Here is a 13,130-nt window from a genome sequence, read left to right as displayed (position 1 = left end):
GGGCCACCCCGGAGCCATTACCCTGCCGATCAGGTGTTCATCGAATCGAAGAAATCGGCGTTGGTCTTGGTCTGCTTGAGCTTGTCGATGAGGAACTCGATCGCGTCGGTGGTTCCCATCGGCGCCAGGATGCGGCGCAGGACGAAGATCTTCTGCAGATCCTGACGCTGCACCAGCAGGTCTTCCTTTCGGGTGCCGGACTTGAGGATGTCCATGGCCGGGAAGATGCGCTTGTCGGCCACCTTGCGGTCGAGCACGATTTCCGAGTTGCCGGTGCCCTTGAACTCTTCGAAGATCACCTCGTCCATGCGGCTGCCGGTGTCGATCAGCGCGGTGGCGATGATGGTAAGCGAGCCGCCTTCCTCGATGTTGCGCGCCGCGCCGAAGAAGCGCTTGGGGCGCTGCAGGGCGTTGGCGTCGACACCGCCGGTCAGCACCTTGCCGGAGGACGGCACGACGGTGTTGTAGGCGCGGCCGAGGCGCGTGATGGAGTCGAGCAGGATGACCACGTCGCGGCCATGCTCAACCAGGCGCTTGGCCTTCTCGATGACCATTTCGGCGACCTGCACGTGGCGGGCGGCCGGTTCGTCGAAGGTCGAGGACACGACCTCGCCCTTCACCGAGCGCTGCATGTCGGTGACTTCTTCCGGACGCTCGTCGATCAGAAGTACGATCAGATAGCATTCGGGATGGTTGGTGGTGATCGAGTGGGCGATGTTCTGCAAGAGCACCGTCTTACCGGTGCGAGGCGGCGCCACGATCAGGCCGCGCTGGCCCTTGCCGAGCGGTGCCACCAGGTCGATGACGCGCGGGGAGATGTCCTTGGTGGTCGGGTTGTCGACTTCCATCTTGATCCGCTCGTTGGGATAGAGCGGGGTCAGGTTGTCGAAGTGGATCTTGTGACGGATCTTCTCCGGATCGTCGAAATTGATGGTGTTGACCTTGAGAAGGGCGAAATAGCGCTCCCCTTCCTTCGGGCTGCGGATCGGGCCCTCGACCGTGTCGCCGGTCTTCAACGAGAAGCGACGGATCTGCGAGGGCGAGATGTAGATGTCATCTGGGCCGGGCAGGTAGTTGGCGTTGGCCGAGCGCAGGAAGCCGAAGCCGTCCTGGAGCACCTCGACGACGCCGTCGCCGATGATCTCCACGTCTTGGGCGGCCAGCTTCTTCAGGATCGCGAACATCAGTTCCTGCTTGCGCATGACGCTGGCGTTCTCGACCTCCAGCGATTCGGCAAACGCAACGAGATCGGTCGGCTTCTTGTTCTTGAACTCCTGGAGCTTCATTTCCTGCATAGACGGACTCTGAATAGGGGATCGGGGGAAAATATCGACGAATGCGATGGAGCGCCGAGCGCGACCGCTGTGTCAGCAAAGGGAGGCGCGGGCGGGAAGGAAGAACTGTCTTTTATCCGCCCCCGAGACAAAGGGCAAGGCACCTTTTGATACGGATTTAGGACTTCAGAACGGTTTTACAACCACCAGAATGACGATGACGATCATCAGAACGGTCGGGATCTCATTGACGATCCGCCAATGTCGCGCCGGTTTGGCGTTGCGGTCCTCGGCAAAACGGCGGACCGAAGCGGAAAGATAGCCGTGCACGCCCGACATCAGTACCACCAGCGCGATCTTGGCGTGCAGCCAGCCGCCGTGAAAGCCGAATCCCTTCCAGGCGAGCCACAGGCCGAACACCCAGGTGAGGATCATGGCCGGGTTGATGATGCCGCGCAGCAGGCGCCGCTCCATCACCTTGAAGGTTTCCGACTGCACCGAGCCCGGCTGGGCGTCGGCATGGTAGACGAACAGCCGCGGCAGATAGAGCATCCCTGCCATCCAGGAGATCACCGCGATCACATGGATCGCCTTGATCCAGAGATAGAGGTTTTCGGGCGCGAAGTAGAACAGCAGCGCCGTCAGGACGAGAAGGATGCCGATTGCCGCCGCCGCGCGCTGCATGGCCTTGGCGCCGCTCGTCTCAGGCGTGTTCGTCGCGCTCATCGTCCCGTGTAACTCCTCACCTGGCGGATCATCGCCTCGACATGCTCGATCGGCGCATCCGGCGTGATGCCGTGGCCGAGGTTGAATATCAGCGGCCCTGCGCCCAGCGCGTCAAGAATGGCGCCGACGCCTTCACTGAGTGCGCGGCCGCCGGCGACCAGCCGCAGCGGATCGAGATTGCCCTGCACGGCGCCGCCGGCCTGCAATTCGCGCGCCTGCGCCAGCGGAACCGTCCAGTCGAGGCCGAGGCCCGTCACACCCGTCTTGGCACGATAGGTGCTGTAACGGCTGCCAGCGGCGCGCGGAAAGGCGATGACGGGCACGCCGGGGTGAGTTGCATGAACCCGTCGCACGATCTCGGCCACCGGCTTCACGCACAGCGCCTCGAAAGTGGCCTCGTCGAGGATACCCGCCCAGGAATCGAAAATCTGGACGACGTCAGCCCCCGCCTCGATCTGGCGAATGAGATATTGAGCTGAATAGTCCACCAGCACTGCCAGCAGCCGTTCCATCGCCTCCGGGTGCCGGAAGGCGAACAGCCGTGCTGGCGCCTGGTCGGGGGTGCCGTGGCCGGCAATCATATAGGTCGCCAGCGTCCAGGGCGCGCCGCAGAAGCCGATCAGGGTCGTTTCCTGGGGCAGCTCCGCGCGCAGCCGTCTCACCGTCGCATAGACCGGCGCCAGATGCTGGTGGAAATTCGAGCCGTCGAGCCTGTCGATGTCGGCAGCGCTCATCGGTGTCATGAGTGGGCCACGGCCCTCCTCAAAGCGCAGGTCGCGGCCGAGCGCATGGGGGACGACCAGAATGTCGGAGAACAGGATCGACGCGTCGAAGCCGAAGCGCCGGATCGGCTGCAGCGTCACTTCAACGGCAAAATCGGGGTTGTAGCAAAGGTCGAGGAAACTTCCGGCCTTCTTGCGCGTTGCACGATACTCCGGAAGGTAGCGGCCTGCCTGGCGCATCATCCAGAGCGGCGGGGGAAAGACCGGTTCGCCCTTCAGGACATCCAGCATGGCGCGTCTTGCCGTCATGAAGCGTCATCCTCCGGTTCTATTTAAAAATATAATTTCTATGAAAAGAGTCTTCTGATTCTTAGACTCTGTTGGAATCGAGAATTGCCACTTATCCACGCGGCCGCTTCGGCTACCAGAAAGCATATTGTCGCGCTTTCGTCGGTGTGGATTGGACAAGTCTGGGGATTATCCGGATTCAGTACGGGATTACAAGGGCTTGCGGAGTCGCTAATGTGCGACCGATTGGTGACTGCGAAACGGCGGCCCGACTTATCCCCATTTCCATCCCCGGCGCGGATTCAGAACTGACAGCGGGGTGAATTGTGGACAAGTGGCTATCTGATACAGTCGGAACCAACAGGGGGCCGCGAAAGCCCCTCTTATCCACATTTGACCACAGACCCCGGGCGACCCCTGTGAACAAACCGCAAAGCTTCTTCCATCTCCACCTGATTTCGGACGCCACCGGCGAGACGCTGCTGGCCGCGGGGCGCGCGGCTTCCGCGCAATACAAGGACGCTCGGGCGATCGAGCACATCTATCCGCTGATCCGCACCGAGAAGCAGTTGATGAAGGTGTTCGAGGACATCGAGGACGAGCCGGGCATCGTGCTCTATACGGTGGTGGATCAGAACCTCGCCCGCATGATCGACAGCCGCTGCGCCGCCATGGGCCTGCCCTACGTCTCGGTGCTGGAGCCAGTACTTTCGGTGTTCCAGTCCTATCTCGGCACGCCGGCCGGCCGGCGCGTCGGCGCCCAGCACGTGCTCGACGCCGAATATTTTCGGCGCATCGATGCGCTCAACTTCACCATGGAGCATGACGACGGCCAGCTTCCCGGCGACATCGAGGACGCCGACATCGTGCTGATCGGCATATCTCGCACATCCAAGACGCCGACCAGCATCTATCTGGCCAATCGCGGCATCAAGACCGCCAACGTGCCGATCGTGCTCGGCGTGCCGCTGCCGGAGAGCCTGGCCGGCGCCCGCCGGCCGCTCATCGTGGGGCTGATCGCCACCGCCGAACGCATCTCCCAGGTGCGGCAGAACCGGCTTCTGGGCACCACCGCTGGCTTCGACGCGCAGAGTTATATCGACCGCGCGACGATCAACGAGGAACTGGCTTATGCCAGGCAGATTTGCACCCGCCACAACTGGCCGATGATCGACGTCAGCCGCCGTTCCATCGAGGAAACGGCTGCCGCGATCGTTGCCCTGCGCAGCCGGACACGTTAGAGCGAGGCGCCTCTCGCTTGAACCGGCATCATGCTCTAAATTCTTGTTTTGACGCATGATCTTGTCCGGCAAGCGGAACGCCTTCCGGGATCGTGCTCCGGGGCGGGGCAATCGGTCACCAAGAGGAGGATCGCATGGCGGAAAAGATCATACTGGCGTCGGGCAGCCCGTTTCGAAAGGCGCTTCTGGCGAATGCGGGCGTGGACTTCACGGCAGTGCCTGCCGACGTGGACGAGCGGGCGCTTGAGGCGCCGTTGGAAAACAGCGGTGTGACGCCGGAAGAGGTGGCCTTGATCCTGGCCGAAGCCAAGGCGATGCATGTCAGCGAAAAGCACCCCGGCGCGCTGGTGATCGGCTGCGACCAGACTTTGTCGCTGGACGACCGCATCTTCCACAAGCCGGCCGACAAGGAAGGCGCGCGGCGGCATCTGCTCGATCTGTCGGGCCGGACGCATCAGCTCAACAGCGCCGTGGTGCTGGTGCGCGACGGCAAGCTGCTGTGGAGCGCCGTGCCCGTTGCGCAGTTGACCATGCGCAAGCTCGACCCGGGCTTCATCGGCCGGCATCTCGCCAAGGTCGGCGACAAGGCACTGTCGAGCGTCGGCGCCTATCAGGTCGAGGGCGAAGGCATCCAGCTTTTCGAGAAGATCGAAGGCGACTATTTCACCATTGTCGGGCTGCCGTTGCTGCCGCTGCTCGAGGAACTGCGCAAGCTCGGAGCAATCGATGGCTGAGGCGTCAAAGAAGGCCTTCGTCTGCGGCCACCCCATCGCCCATTCGCGCTCGCCGAAGATCCATGGCTTCTGGCTGAAGCACTATGGCATCGAAGGCAGCTACACGGCCATCGACGTCGCGCCCGAAGATTTTTCCGCCTTCTTGAAAAGGCTCGAGGCCGAAGGATTTGCGGGCGGCAACGTCACCATCCCGCACAAGGAGGCCGCGTTTCGCCTCGTCGACCGCCGCGACGCGGCGGCCGAGGCCATCGGCGCGGTCAACACGCTGTGGTACGAGGACGGCCAGTTGTGGGGCGGCAACACCGACGCCTACGGCTTTGCAGCCAATCTCGACGAATATGCGCCGGGCTGGGACAAGACGGACACGGCGCTGGTGCTGGGCGCGGGCGGTGCGGCGCGGGCGATCGTGCACGCGCTGAAGCAACGCAGCATCCGCGACATCCGCATCGTAAACCGCACGGTTGCGCGCGCCGAGGAGCTGGCCGCCAGCTTCGGCGCCGGCGTTTCGGCGCATCCCTTGGCAGCGACCGGCGAGTTCCTGCCTGAGACCGGGCTTCTCATCAACACGACCTCGGTCGGCATGCATGGCAACGAGGAGCTTCCGGTCGATCCGTCGGCGTTGCCCGACCGCGCCGTGGTTACCGACATCGTCTATGTGCCGCTGGAAACGCCGCTGCTGGCGGCGGCCAGGGCGCGCGGGCTGAAGACCGTCGACGGCCTGGGCATGCTGCTGCACCAGGCGGTTCTGGGCTTCGAGCGCTGGTTCGGCGTCAAGCCAGAAGTCACGCGCGAACTGCGCGAAATGATCGTGGCCGACCTGGGTGCCGCCAGATGATCGTGCTCGGGCTGACCGGATCGATAGGCATGGGCAAGTCCACGGCGGCGAAGATGTTCGCCGAGGCCGGTGTGCCGGTGCACGATTCCGACGAGGCCGTGCATCGCCTCTATGCCGGCGCGGCGGCTTCCCTTGTAGAGGCGGCATTTCCGGGCACGGTGCACGATGGGGTGGTCGACCGCACGGCGCTTGCCGGCAAGGTGCTCGGCAACGCCGAAGCGATGAAGAGGCTGGAATCCATCATCCATCCGCTGGTGCGCGCCGACGCCGACGCCTTCCTGGCCCGCCATCGCGCCGCCGGCGCGCAACTGGCGGTGCTCGACATTCCGCTGCTGTTCGAAACTGGCGGCCGCGACCGTGTCGACAAGGTGGTGGTGGTGAGTGCCCCGGCCGATGAGCAGCGCAAACGGGTGCTGCGCCGGCCGGGTATGACCGAGGAAAAGCTCGCCAGCATCCTCGCGCGGCAGGTTCCCGACGCCGAGAAGCGCCGGCAAGCCGATTTCGTCATCAACACCGGACAGGAATTGGACCAAACGAGGCTCGCGGTGCGGCAGGTCGTGGCCGCCCTCGCCGGAGAAAAGGCGTAGGACCGGGTCAAGTCTCTCGATGCCCGTGTCTCGCAGGGTGTCGGGGCGAATATTTTGCTCGGCAGAGCGCGCCGTTCCGGATAACAAGGACTGGTTTCCAGGGGAAACGCCGCAAACCCCCAAAACACGGCGGCGATGTGCGTATGATCCGGCATGCGCCGCTGCAAGGAGTGATTCGTTGCGCGAGATCATTTTCGATACGGAAACGACAGGTCTCGATTCCCGCGAGGACCGCATCATCGAGATCGGCGCGGTCGAGTTGGTCAACCGCTTCACGACTGGCCAGACTTTCCATGTCTTCATCAACCCGCAGGGCAGGCAGGTTCATCCCGAAGCGCTGGCCGTGCATGGCATCAGCAACGAGCGCCTTGCCAACGAGCCGACATTTCCGGAAATCGCCGAAAAATTCCTAGCCTTTATCGAGGGCGCCAAGCTGATCGCCCATAATGCCAGCTTCGACATGGGCTTTATCAACGCCGAGCTGGCGCGTCTCGGCCAGCCGGCCGTCGACGACGAACTGGTAATCGACTCCCTCGTCCTGGCCCGGCGCAAGCACCCGATGGGCCCGAACTCGCTCGACGCGCTGTGCCGGCGCTATGGCATCAACAACAGCCACCGCACCTTCCACGGCGCGCTGCTCGACTCCCAGCTTCTGGCCGAGGTCTATATCGAGCTGATCGGCGGCAAGCAGGCCGCCCTCATCCTTGAGGCAAACACCGAACGTGGATCGGCCGAGACGGCTGCAGGCACGCAAGCCGAGTTTGCGGTTTCACCGCGGCCGGAGCCGCTGGCTTCGCGCCTGAGCGAGACAGAGCGCGCTGCCCATGCGCGGCTGGTGGAGGGTCTCGGCGAGAACGCGATCTGGCGCAAGCTCTACAATCCAGGCGAAAACCAGGAAGCAGCGCTCGGATAATCCGGTTGATCGGGACGATCCCGACCTAATTTTTGCAGGAACCGCAGCCTGACCCGGCTCGAACGAAAAAACCCGGCACGAGGCCGGGTTTCTTGCGAAAGCGATGGCGCCTTGTCTTAGCTGACCTGAACCTTGGCGGCAGCCTGGTCTTCGGCGATCTTCTGCTGGAACATCTGCGCGAAGTCGATCGGGTCGAGCATCAGCGGCGGGAAGCCGCCATTGCGCGTGGCGTCGGCGATGATCTGGCGTGCGAAGGGGAACAGCAGGCGCGGGCACTCGATGAAGAGCAGCGGCAGCATGTGCTCCTGCGGGAAGCCTTCGATCCTGAAGACGCCGCCATAGACCAGCTCGACGTTGAACAGCACGTCCTTGTCGAAAGCTGCCTTGGCCGAGAGCGTCAGGTTGACGTCGAATTCCGTGTCCGACAGCGGATTGGCGTTGACGTTGACATTGATGTTGATGCCAGGGGCCTTGTCGCGGCCGCGCAGCGAATTGGGGGCGCCGGGGCTTTCGAACGACAGGTCCTTCACATACTGCGCGAGCACGTTGAGCGTCGGATTCACGCCTGCGGCATTTCCGTTGCCCACCGGCTGGTTCTCGTTGTTGGCCATGAGCCATGTCCTCTTTAGGTTCAGCCGCCCGGCGGCCCGGATTGGAAACGAGCGTTGGCTAGCATGGCGTTTATGTCAAGACAAGGTTTCGCCTTCGCCTGCCTGCCGCTCCCTCATTCGTCACCGATCCGCCGCCAGGGCGAGTGCGGATTCGGCTCCTTGGAATAGTCGGCTTCGTCGAGATCGATGGTCTTGCCGCGGCCGCGCTGACGGCCGAAACCGCCCATGGAGCTGTAGTCGACCGTGAAGTCTACGCGCCGGCGCAGGAAATTCCAGCCCAGGTCGCGCACCGGGGGCAGGAACAGCAGGATGCCGATGATGTCGGTGAAGAAGCCGGGGATGACCAGCAACAGGCCGGCAAGCAGGATCATCACGCCATGCGCGAGTTCGCGGCTCGGATCGTGGCCGGCCGCCACCTCGTTGCGGATGCGGGCCATGACGCCGAAGCCCTGATGGCGCAGCAGCATTCCCCCGGCGATGCTGGTAGCGACCGTCAGCGCCAGCGTCGGGAAAACGCCGATCTGGCGGCCGACAATGACGAACCCGGCGATCTCGATCAGGGGAAGCAGGAGCAGGAAGAGGGGGATGAAGGAGACGCGCACGGACCCGTCCAGTTTTGGTTACGACAAAATGCCCAGAACCCATGCTGGCACATTATGCGTTAGATAGGTATGCATGCCTATGATTTGAATGAAGGCGGCATGCGTTCTATATGCATTGGATGACGTGCGGAATGCGGCACAACAGACCTTTGCGCTGTTCGATGTGGCCGAAGACACGGGATAGATGGCGAAAGATATGGAATTCTTTGACTTCGGCACATTGTTCTTCCTGATCGCGGCCGTCGTGATCTTTTTCCAGCTGCGCAATGTGCTCGGTCGCCGGACAGGCAATGAGCGTCCGCCCTACGACCCCTATACGGCCAGCCGTACCGGCGACAAGGACGCCGCGGCGAAGTCGGAAAATGTCGTTTCGCTGCCGCGCAAGCGCGTTTCGGCCGACAATGACGAGGTCTATGCGGCAATCGACGCTGTCGCCCAGCCGGACACCGAACTCAACAAGGGCCTGCGCGCGATCAGGGACGCCGATCCGTCCTTCGATCCCAAGGGTTTCGTCGACGGCGCCAAGATGGCCTACGAGATGATCGTCATGGCCTATGCCGACGGCGACCGCAAAACGCTGAAGAACCTGCTGTCGCGCGAGGTCTATGACGGCTTCGTCGCGGCGATCTCGGAACGCGAAGCACGGTCCGAGAAGATCCAGTCCTCCTTCGTCGGCATCGACAAGGCCGACATCACGTCGGCCGAGATGAAGGGCGGCGAGGCCCACGTCACGCTGCGTATCGTGAGCGAGTTGATCTCGGCCACGCGCGACAAGGCCGGCGAGGTGATCGACGGCGATCCCGAGACGGTGGCCGAGGTCAAGGACGTGTGGACCTTCGCCCGCGACACGCGGTCGCGCGATCCCAACTGGAAGCTCGTCGCGACCGAAGAAGAAGAATAATTTCCGGGCGGGGGCCGGGTTGGTGGCGCTGTCGCCTGTTTTTCAGATCGTCTCGTTCGAGGATGTACCCGGCTGGAGCCGGGACGATCATGGCGGCGCCTATGCGGCCTTCCGCCGCTCGGCCTTTCATGTCCTGACCAAGCCTTATCGCACCGGGGCGCTCGGCATCGAGTTTGCCGCCTTTTCCGATGCCTATGCCGATGCGCGGCCTTCCGAGAGCCAGGACGCCAGAGCGTTCTTCGAACGCCATTTCGTGCCGGCGCGCATAGTTCCCGACGACAGGCCCGCCGGTTTCGTCACCGGCTTCTACGAGCCGGAGGTCGAGGCTTCTCCTGTTCGGACCGACCGCTTTTCCGTGCCGCTGCTGGCGCGGCCCGCCGATCTGGTCGATGTTGACGACGCCAGCCGCCCGCCCGGCATGGATTCCTATCTCGCCTTTGCGCGGAGCACGCCCGAAGGCCTCGTCGAATGTTTCGACAGGCAGGCGATCGAGCAGGGGGCACTGGTGGGGCAGGGGCTGGAGATCGCCTGGCTGGCCGATCCGGTCGATGCCTTCTTCGTGCATGTGCAGGGCGCGGCCCGTCTCATCATGACCGACGGATCGCAGCGGCGCGTTACCTATGCGGCGAAATCGGGCCAGCGTTTCACAGGTCCGGGCGGGGTTCTCGCCGAACTGGGCGAAATACCACTGGAAAAGGTCACCATGCAGTCGATCCGCGCCTGGTTCAAAGCCAATCCGCAGCGCGTGAACGAGATCCTGTGGCGCAATCGCTCCTACATCTTCTTCCGCGAGGCGGCTGTCGAGGAGCCGGAACTGGGCCCCATCGCGGCCGCCAAGGTGCCGCTTACGCCCGGGCGTTCCATGGCGGTCGACCGGCTGCTGCACACTTTCGGCACGCCCTTCTTCATCGACGCGCCGACGCTGACCGCTTTCGACGGCGCGCCGTTCCGGCGGCTGATGATCGCGCAGGACACGGGCTCGGCGATCACCGGGCCGGCGCGCGGCGACCTGTTTGCCGGGTCCGGCTTCGCCGCGGGCGAGATCGCCGGAGTGGTCCGCAACCCGGCCGACTTCTTCGCCCTCGTTCCGCGTGCGCTTGCCATTGGAGCGGTGTCGTGAGCGGCTTGCCCGGCAAGCCGCTGAGCGACGAGGACCGCATCTTGTGGAACCTGGTCGCGCGCACGGCGAGGCCCTTGAAGGGCCGCAACGCCGTGGAGGTGCCGCCGGAGCCGGCGATGACCATGGAACAGGCCATGGCCACGGAGAAGCCTGCCGCCAAGCCGGCGCCCGCACCGGCCAAGCCCCGCCAGTCCGTCACCCACTCCTTCGACGCGCCCACGCATGAGAAGCTCGCCAAGGGCCGGCTCCCCATCGAGGGCCGCGTCGACCTGCACGGCCTGACGCAGGAGGAGGCCTATTCGCTGCTCCTGTCCTTCCTCAGCCGGGCCTATGCCGGAGGCGTGCGCTATGTGCTGGTGATCACCGGCAAGGGCTCGTCCTCGGGCGGCGAGGGGGTTCTGCGGCGCGCCGTGCCGGGCTGGTTGGCGACGCCGCCGTTCCGCATTCTGGTCAGCAGCCACGACCACGCCGCCCGCAACCATGGCGGCGCCGGCGCGCTCTATATCAGGCTGCGCCGCCACCCGGCGCCGCGACCGTGACCCCGCTCGGCCAGAAACTGCAGGCGCTGCGGCGCGAGCGGGGTGTCAGCCAGAAGGACATGGCTGCGGCCATCGGCGTCAGCGCGGCCTATCTGTCGGCGCTGGAGCACGGCAAGCGCGGCGCACCGACCTGGGCGTTGATCCAGAAGATCATCGGCTATTTCAACGTGATCTGGGACGATGCGGAGGAGCTGCTGCGACTCGCCCAAAGCTCGCATCCGCGCGTGGTGATCGACACTTCCGAGCTGTCGCCGACGGCGACCGAACTCGCCAACCTACTGGCCGAGAGCATCGGCCGGCTTGATGAGGACGACCTTCGCAGCCTCATAGCGCAGGTGGAAAAGGCACGCCGGCGCTGACCGGGCGGTTTTATCCGGTCCAACTCCCCATGGGAAATTCAAGGAATGGATCGCCGCACCGACCGGGTGTGTGGCGAGGCCAGTTTGCATTCCAGCCAGTCGCGCCGTACGCTTGTTGGGCGTCATACTCTAGGCTCAGGTAGGCACCGCAAGGAATGACCCGGCTCACGGTTGAGATTGACCAAATTCGCGCGCTCGAAGAGGCGCTGCACCGACCAGAGGTTCGGTGCTCGAGAGAGGCGGTCCAGGAGCTTCTTGCGGAAGGGTTTGTGGAGTTCGGAAGTTCAGGGGCGGTGTATCGGCGAGATGAAGTCATCGATCTGCTCGCCCAAGAGCAAGACTGCAGTGATGATAGCGAACTCAGCGCTTTCGACTATTCCTTGACCCCTATCTCAGTCGACGCGGTTCTGCTCACCTACCGCACCAGGCGGAAGGAACGTCAGGGGCGGGAGTGGCATGCTCTGCGGAGCTCCATTTGGAAGCGCACTGGAACTCGATGGCAGATGGTGTTTCATCAAGGCACCTTAACCAAGCCACCTGCTTGACTTAGTTACTCAACGCCCTTTTGCCTCTCCGACATGGGGCTGAACTCCACATCAGAGGAAGGATAGCGCTGTTTTAAAATAGCGCCTGTAGTTCGGCCAGCTTGTCGTTGACCAGCCAGCCGTAATAGTTCTCCTGCGGCAGCCTTTCCTCCAGGCCTTCGCCCTGCCGCTGCTGGTTCTCGGCCTTCAGCGCATGCGCGCGAGCTTCCGGATTGCCGACATTGTAGAGCGTGGCAGTCAGTCCGGGATTGTGGGAGATGTCGAAGCCGGCAATGTCGCGGTAGGCCTCGATGGACGCCCGGATGGTCGCGGCCACGTAAGGGATGGTCAGGTCCGGGTCCATGATCGTTTCATAGATCTGGTTGGGCCGGCCGGCATCGAGCTTGGGCAGGCCGGAGACGCGGTGGACGAGGTCACTCGCCTTGAGCGCGGTCAGCGGGTTGAGCTGGCCGATGCCGAAGGTCTGGCCGGCATAGAGCGGCTGGAAGTAGGTGGCGCTGAAGCGGTTGTCGGGGAAGCTGGTGCCGCCGACCGTCTTGCCCCGGAACTGCTGGTCCCACACCGTCTCACGGCAGGTCCACAGCTCGTTGCTGTCGGTCTTGTCCGCGCAGGCCGAAAACTCCGGCCGCTGCACGAAATCGGTGACGTCCTCGCCATTGTAGCGGAAGCTCAGGCCGCTCAGCAGATAGGAAGCGGCCTTCACGTAATAGGTCTGCAGCCGGTCATAGGCGTCGACATTGTAGGTGTGCTCGCCCACCAGGGCGCCGACGATATGGATGGGGTCGATCTCGTAGGCGGTGGCGGCCTCGCGGATCTTGGCCCGCAGGCCCTCGTCGCTCTTCAGGAGCGCGTAGATCTTGCGATATTTGGCGTCGAAGCTGGTTTTGCCGGCCTTGGTGCGCTTGGACGACGCGCCCGGCACCTCCGGCTGCTCGGCGTTGCGGTTCCCAGGCGGGACGACGGTCTGGGCGGATGCGGGGGGGACGCCGCATGCTAGAGCGAGCACCAAAGCCAGGAGGGAAGATTTTTTCATGCGCGCCGGGACGTTTCTGAAAGCCACAAGGCGCGCAAATTAGGAAAAGCGCCCGAGCGAGTCGAGCGCTTTTCTTGACGGTGCGGCGGTTCGCCCTTCG

At 63.7% G+C, this 13,130-nt stretch carries 16 protein-coding genes; 10 read left to right on the top strand and 6 right to left on the bottom strand.

The window, feature by feature from the left end; translation table 11 throughout:
* Positions 1-29: 29 nt before the first annotated feature.
* The 3 genes from rho to hemE form a co-directional block, all read right to left on the bottom strand.
* Entirely contained in the window at positions 30-1,295 is a 1,266-nt protein-coding gene (rho, locus tag ABLE85_RS21110) for a transcription termination factor Rho (RefSeq protein ID WP_348794682.1), read from the bottom strand.
* 165 nt (positions 1,296-1,460) lie between these two features.
* Complete coding sequence (gene hemJ / locus ABLE85_RS21105) at positions 1,461-2,000, bottom strand: protoporphyrinogen oxidase HemJ (protein ID WP_348794681.1); 540 nt, start codon at positions 1,998-2,000, stop codon at positions 1,461-1,463.
* Positions 1,997-3,031, bottom strand: coding sequence for a uroporphyrinogen decarboxylase (gene hemE / locus ABLE85_RS21100; protein ID WP_348794680.1), 1,035 nt, complete (start codon positions 3,029-3,031; stop codon positions 1,997-1,999). Before hemE ends, hemJ begins: the two co-directional genes overlap by 4 nt.
* 398 nt (positions 3,032-3,429) lie before the next feature.
* Between hemE and ABLE85_RS21095 the strand changes: the two genes are divergently transcribed.
* The 5 genes from ABLE85_RS21095 (at position 3,430) to dnaQ (ending at position 7,320) form a co-directional block, all read left to right on the top strand.
* Positions 3,430-4,251 (top strand): pyruvate, water dikinase regulatory protein, encoded by an 822-nt coding sequence (locus ABLE85_RS21095; protein ID WP_348794679.1) that lies wholly within the window; start codon positions 3,430-3,432, stop codon positions 4,249-4,251.
* Between the two features lie 134 nt (positions 4,252-4,385).
* Positions 4,386-4,985, top strand: coding sequence for a Maf-like protein (locus ABLE85_RS21090; protein WP_348794678.1), 600 nt, complete (start codon positions 4,386-4,388; stop codon positions 4,983-4,985).
* Entirely contained in the window at positions 4,978-5,820 is an 843-nt protein-coding gene (locus ABLE85_RS21085) for a shikimate dehydrogenase (RefSeq protein ID WP_348794677.1), read from the top strand. Before ABLE85_RS21090 ends, ABLE85_RS21085 begins: the two co-directional genes overlap by 8 nt.
* Positions 5,817-6,407 carry a dephospho-CoA kinase gene (coaE, locus tag ABLE85_RS21080; protein WP_348794676.1) on the top strand — a complete coding sequence of 197 codons (591 nt, stop codon included), beginning with the start codon at positions 5,817-5,819 and terminating at the stop codon, positions 6,405-6,407. Before ABLE85_RS21085 ends, coaE begins: the two co-directional genes overlap by 4 nt.
* Before the next feature lie 178 nt (positions 6,408-6,585).
* Positions 6,586-7,320 (top strand): DNA polymerase III subunit epsilon, encoded by a 735-nt coding sequence (gene dnaQ, locus ABLE85_RS21075; protein WP_348794675.1) that lies wholly within the window; start codon positions 6,586-6,588, stop codon positions 7,318-7,320.
* A gap of 116 nt (positions 7,321-7,436) precedes the next feature.
* On the opposite strand, the gene secB is transcribed toward dnaQ, so the two are convergent.
* On the bottom strand, positions 7,437-7,931 hold the full coding sequence (gene secB, locus ABLE85_RS21070; RefSeq protein ID WP_348794674.1) for a protein-export chaperone SecB: 495 nt from the start codon (positions 7,929-7,931) through the stop codon (positions 7,437-7,439).
* Positions 7,932-8,044: 113 nt separating this feature from the next.
* Positions 8,045-8,533, bottom strand: a complete 489-nt coding sequence (locus ABLE85_RS21065; protein WP_348794673.1) for an FxsA family protein — start codon at positions 8,531-8,533, stop codon at positions 8,045-8,047.
* Positions 8,534-8,729: 196 nt separating this feature from the next.
* On the opposite strand from ABLE85_RS21065, the gene ABLE85_RS21060 reads away from it, so the two are divergent.
* From ABLE85_RS21060 to ABLE85_RS21040, 5 genes are all read left to right on the top strand, one after another.
* On the top strand, positions 8,730-9,434 hold the full coding sequence (locus tag ABLE85_RS21060; RefSeq protein ID WP_348794672.1) for a Tim44/TimA family putative adaptor protein: 705 nt from the start codon (positions 8,730-8,732) through the stop codon (positions 9,432-9,434).
* A 22-nt stretch (positions 9,435-9,456) separates the two neighbouring features.
* Positions 9,457-10,554 (top strand): murein transglycosylase A, encoded by a 1,098-nt coding sequence (locus ABLE85_RS21055; RefSeq protein ID WP_348794671.1) that lies wholly within the window; start codon positions 9,457-9,459, stop codon positions 10,552-10,554.
* Positions 10,551-11,093, top strand: coding sequence for a Smr/MutS family protein (locus ABLE85_RS21050; protein WP_348794670.1), 543 nt, complete (start codon positions 10,551-10,553; stop codon positions 11,091-11,093). The genes ABLE85_RS21055 and ABLE85_RS21050 overlap by 4 nt, the downstream gene beginning before the upstream one ends.
* Positions 11,090-11,452: a helix-turn-helix transcriptional regulator gene (locus ABLE85_RS21045; RefSeq protein ID WP_348794669.1), complete on the top strand. Its 363-nt coding sequence runs from the start codon at positions 11,090-11,092 to the stop codon at positions 11,450-11,452. Before ABLE85_RS21050 ends, ABLE85_RS21045 begins: the two co-directional genes overlap by 4 nt.
* Before the next feature lie 155 nt (positions 11,453-11,607).
* Entirely contained in the window at positions 11,608-11,997 is a 390-nt protein-coding gene (locus ABLE85_RS21040) for a DUF4440 domain-containing protein (RefSeq protein WP_348794668.1), read from the top strand.
* A 73-nt stretch (positions 11,998-12,070) separates the two neighbouring features.
* Here ABLE85_RS21040 and ABLE85_RS21035 read toward each other — a convergent pair whose 3' ends face one another.
* Entirely contained in the window at positions 12,071-13,030 is a 960-nt protein-coding gene (locus ABLE85_RS21035) for a DUF1402 family protein (protein WP_348794667.1), read from the bottom strand.
* Between the last annotated feature and the right edge of the window lie 100 nt (positions 13,031-13,130).

It is taken from the genome of Mesorhizobium sp. KR1-2 (assembly GCF_040045035.1).
Classification (GTDB): Bacteria; Pseudomonadota; Alphaproteobacteria; order Rhizobiales; family Rhizobiaceae; genus Pseudaminobacter.
This window is presented reverse-complemented; position numbering and strand designations above follow the sequence as displayed.

Excerpts from the sequence above, each read along its gene's own strand:
- rho (WP_348794682.1), bottom strand. The coding sequence starts at position 1,295 with ATGCAGGAAATGAAGCTCCAGGAGTTCAAGAACAAGAAGCCGACCGAT.
- hemE (WP_348794680.1), bottom strand. The coding sequence starts at position 3,031 with ATGACGGCAAGACGCGCCATGCTGGATGTCCTGAAGGGCGAACCGGTC.
- ABLE85_RS21085 (WP_348794677.1), top strand. The coding sequence starts at position 4,978 with ATGGCTGAGGCGTCAAAGAAGGCCTTCGTCTGCGGCCACCCCATCGCC.
- ABLE85_RS21060 (WP_348794672.1), top strand. The coding sequence starts at position 8,730 with ATGGAATTCTTTGACTTCGGCACATTGTTCTTCCTGATCGCGGCCGTC.
- ABLE85_RS21090 (WP_348794678.1), top strand. The coding sequence starts at position 4,386 with ATGGCGGAAAAGATCATACTGGCGTCGGGCAGCCCGTTTCGAAAGGCG.
- coaE (WP_348794676.1), top strand. The coding sequence starts at position 5,817 with ATGATCGTGCTCGGGCTGACCGGATCGATAGGCATGGGCAAGTCCACG.
- hemJ (WP_348794681.1), bottom strand. The coding sequence starts at position 2,000 with ATGAGCGCGACGAACACGCCTGAGACGAGCGGCGCCAAGGCCATGCAG.
- ABLE85_RS21040 (WP_348794668.1), top strand. The coding sequence starts at position 11,608 with ATGACCCGGCTCACGGTTGAGATTGACCAAATTCGCGCGCTCGAAGAG.
- secB (WP_348794674.1), bottom strand. The coding sequence starts at position 7,931 with ATGGCCAACAACGAGAACCAGCCGGTGGGCAACGGAAATGCCGCAGGC.
- ABLE85_RS21035 (WP_348794667.1), bottom strand. The coding sequence starts at position 13,030 with ATGAAAAAATCTTCCCTCCTGGCTTTGGTGCTCGCTCTAGCATGCGGC.